The 412-nt window shown below is 35.0% G+C and carries 1 pseudogene; it reads left to right on the top strand.

Annotated features, from left to right (window positions below):
- Positions 1-412: pseudogene (locus DMB92_RS09255) on the top strand (hypothetical protein); the annotation flags it as partial.

The raw sequence follows: 412 nt of genomic DNA, 5'->3' as shown, positions 1-412 counted from the left end.
GTTCATAGATAACGCTGGAGGCTTTTATAATCTAGCCAAAGATAGCGAGCTTAAAGCTTTAAATTTACAAAGCCTTATCAATGATAGCTTAGTTAGTGCTATTAAGTCAAAAGGCACAAGGACGGCTGATTTTTACGCTCTTTTAAAGGATTTAGAGCATTTTAACAAGCTTAGCGAGGCTGGCAAGAAAGATACTTTAGAACTTGATAAAGAAATCATTGATAATTTTTTAGCTCGTGCTTTAGGAGCTAGCTTTGCTCGCTTTGCAAGGCTTGAAAATGGGGGCGCTAATTTATATAAGTTTTTAAAGGGTGCAAAGGATTATTTGGTTGAAAAAAACACGGCTAATCTTTTCAGTGAAACAAGCAAAGCCGTAAGTGATATAAATAATTATGATTTTATCAAATACGCC

Origin of the sequence: Campylobacter sp. MIT 99-7217 (genome assembly GCF_006864365.1) — a bacterium.
GTDB lineage: Bacteria > Campylobacterota > Campylobacteria > Campylobacterales > Campylobacteraceae > Campylobacter_D.
Note: the sequence above shows the minus strand (reverse complement) of the source record. Positions and strands in the feature narration are given on the sequence as shown.